Genomic DNA, 3,412 nt, shown 5'->3' on the forward strand with positions numbered 1-3,412 from the left:
TTATTTGATTTTTGTCTATTTGGCTTTTGCTTTTTGTGTTTGCTATTTTGTTTATTATTGTCATTACTTCTTGTCTTGTTATGTTGCTGCCTGGTGATATTGTATCTTTGCTTGTTCCGTTTATATATCCTTGTTCTATTGCTGTCATTATTTGGCTGTAGTACCAATCTGTTTGTTTTATGTCTTTGTATGTTTTTATTTTGTCTCCTGTTTTGTTGTATCCTAATGCTTTGTTTATCAATGTTATGAATTCTGCTCTTGTTATGTTGTTGTCAGGGTTTATGTTCCCGTTTTTATCTCCTTTTAGGAATCCTTCTTGTTGCCATTTTGTTATTGTTTGTTTTGCCCAGTGGTTTTCTATGTCGCCTTGTGCTTGTGATAATGGTACGTTTATGCTTGTGAGTATCATTATCAATGATATGGCAACAGATATTTTTTTGCTCTTCATTTGCTTTTCCTTTCTTGTTTAATTAATTTAGGGCTTTATTGCTTAGATAAAAAATATATTAATAAAATGATATATTCTACAAGATATCTAAAAAATATTTTTAATTAAGAATTAATAATATTTCAAGCTTATAAAACAAATTTATTATTGAACAAAAATAATTAATATTGTTTATTAATCTCTGAATCAGATTATATAGGTTTACAATATTTTTCAATTTGAAACAAACATATTTTGGTATTTAAATAACCGGAATATCAAATACTATAAGTAATTAATATTTTTCGGTAAGGTATTATTGCAATTTCTTTAAAAAATCTATTTTTTTATATTGAAATTAATTCAACTTTCCAATATATAGTAAATTAATTCATAAATGTCCACTTAAAAATAATAAGCACATTTTTTAAGTTAATTTACTATATATTATTATTGTTAAAAACATATTTTTAATAGATTTTTTTAATCCATACTTTAAACAAAACACAATTTGTGGAAAAAATTTTGAGTACTTTTAAAATATAATTTTGATAATTATATAAATAAGAATTCAATTTTTAACAGGGAAAGTTAGTCTTATTATATAAATTAATTTTAATTTTGTGCTTGAGCTATTGCACTTGCAGCCGCATTTATTATTCCGTTTGATGAGAAAGTCGCACCCGATACCGCACTTACACTTGCACTTTGATTTGCAATTATTGCTCCTATGAGCCCTTCTTTAGCCATTGATATATAAGGTTCGTCATCTCCCGTGCTTACAACGGATACATCTGTTATTTTATCACCGGATATTGTTACACTTACAGTTGTATCTCTATTATCATATCCTTTTGCAGTTGCCGTATATGTTCCATCTTTATATTTTGTCTTTGGAGCTTCAGCTTCTTTTTTAGGTTCTTCTTTCTTAGGTTCAGCTTTTGGAGTTTCCTGTTTCGGCTGACTTGCTGTTTGTGTCTTTGTTTCCTGTTTAGGTTGCTCTGCTTTTGGTTCTTCTTTCTTTGACTCTTCTGTTTTAGCTTGTTCTGTTTTTGTCTCTTCTTTTTTAGGATCTTGTGTTTCTTCTTTCTTAGTTTCGTCTTTGTTTTCTTCAGACTTTTTTTCTTCTTCTTTCTTTTCTTCGCTCTTAGCAGTTTCTTCTTTTGATTGTTCTACTTTTGTTTTTGTCTCATCATTGTCTTTTTGTTGATTATCGTTACCTGAGCATCCTGTAAGTACTAATAGTGATGTTAAGGCCAATGACAATATTTTTCTCTTCATAATTCTTGTTTTTTCCTCTCTGATAAATTACAAATTTGATTTGATTATTTTTTCTTTTTATTTTGAATGATATATTTTCTTATTCTAAGCACCGCATATATACCAAAAATTAATGTATATAATATAAATTTATCATATTTTTTCGTCCATAAAAGAAATAATACGCTTATGTGTAAATATATCAATAAATACATAACATATGCCGATTTTTGCAGATTTTTCCAAGTCTTTACCTTTATTTTCTTTCTTATGTTCTTATATGATGTTATCCATAGCGGAAGCATTATTATAATGGCTAATATTGTAAGCACTGAAATTATAGAAAAAGCTGATGACATATCAACTTTATCAATAGTTTTGAAAAATTGTATACAATACGGTATTGTATGTGCCAAGAAAAAAATACATCCTAATATTGATAACTCAGCCCTTACAGACATAAGTTTTTTAGTGTAATTTTTTCTATTATCCAGTGCACCTGTGTACATTACTACAACAAATATTGCACCTGATAAAGCGCCCATAGAAAGCGGTTTTTCTATAATGCGTAAAATATTCGGCATTGTTTGAGGTACAGCCATGGAAAAATTTCTATAAACCAAATCTACAATTGTTATTAAATAAGCCACTCCATAAAAAATCTTATTATTTTTTCTCAAAATATCGCTGAAATTAACAGCAATAAGCAACGTTATAATTATACATATTGAAATTTCTATATAGTATCACTCCTTTCATAAATAATTAAATATCATTAGAAATTTCTACTCATTTGTACCTACAAAATGAACTCAACTTCTATATTATACTCGCAAAGTATAATTTGTCAACAAAATATAAATAAATGCGTAATTATTTTACACATATTATAAATAATTATTATAAATAATTTTTTAATTATAAGACATTATTTATCATGTGAGAGATTATATCATATTTTTTTTGTATATGCAATTAATATTTTTTATCTATATATATGTTTTTATAGTACTGATAAGGTACTTTTATTATAAATAAATTTTATGTAAAATTATTCGCTGAATGCCAAATTTATTTGACACATTTTGTAATATCATTTGTAATAATTAATACCTGTACAAATTATAAATATTCCTAAATTTTATATATTTTGTCAGTTTGTAAAAGTATAACTTTTTAAAATATACTTTTAATCAGTGTTCAGTATTGAAACACTTTTGAAAAATTCTATATATTTTTGCAAGAAATTATAATCAAAACCATCATAACATAAAAATCAAAACCACCAGTTGAACTGGTGGTTTGCAAAGCCCTAAAAGGGCATTTTACTAGCTACCTCTCAAGAGGTATCGAATAGTCCGCCAATTGCATATTTTTTACTGGCTGCTGCTAAAGCAGCTTTTATTTTGCCTATTTATTCTTGCTACCCGTAAACGGGTCAATGTATTCTTTAAATGATATCTGATCATTTATTATATCTTCTTGCAATTGCTTCTTTATATAATTCTCTATTACTTTTTTATTTCTTCCTACTGTATCTACATAATATCCTCTGCACCAAAAATGTCTGTTTCCATATTTATATTTTAAATTCGCATGTCTATCAAATATCATAAGACTGCTCTTTCCTTTTAAATATCCTACAAATTGTGATACACTTAAACTTGGCGGTATACTCACTAACATGTGTATATGGTCCACACATGCCTGCGCTTGTATTATCTC

At 26.9% G+C, this 3,412-nt stretch carries 4 protein-coding genes; all 4 read right to left on the minus strand.

Annotation, left to right across the window (positions count from 1 at the left end; translation table 11 throughout):
- Window positions 1-448: S-layer homology domain-containing protein (locus tag HMPREF9629_RS10710; protein ID WP_009526407.1), on the minus strand; the 448-nt coding region annotated here is incomplete at its 3' end.
- Between the two features lie 594 nt (window positions 449-1,042).
- On the minus strand, window positions 1,043-1,708 hold the full coding sequence (locus HMPREF9629_RS10715; protein WP_009526408.1) for an FMN-binding protein: 666 nt from the start codon (window positions 1,706-1,708) through the stop codon (window positions 1,043-1,045).
- A 44-nt stretch (window positions 1,709-1,752) separates the two neighbouring features.
- On the minus strand, window positions 1,753-2,367 hold the full coding sequence (locus HMPREF9629_RS10720; protein WP_242822053.1) for a ferric reductase-like transmembrane domain-containing protein: 615 nt from the start codon (window positions 2,365-2,367) through the stop codon (window positions 1,753-1,755).
- Between the two features lie 730 nt (window positions 2,368-3,097).
- Window positions 3,098-3,412, minus strand: a 315-nt coding sequence (gene tnpA / locus HMPREF9629_RS10725; protein WP_009526410.1) for an IS200/IS605 family transposase, incomplete at its 5' end; no start/stop codon positions are given.

Origin of the sequence: Peptoanaerobacter stomatis (genome assembly GCF_000238115.1) — a bacterium.
GTDB lineage: Bacteria > Bacillota > Clostridia > Peptostreptococcales > Filifactoraceae > Peptoanaerobacter > Peptoanaerobacter stomatis.

Bases quoted from the DNA above. Each gene is read 5' to 3' on its own strand.
- HMPREF9629_RS10715 (WP_009526408.1), bottom strand. From the start codon at position 1,708: ATGAAGAGAAAAATATTGTCATTGGCCTTAACATCACTATTAGTACTT.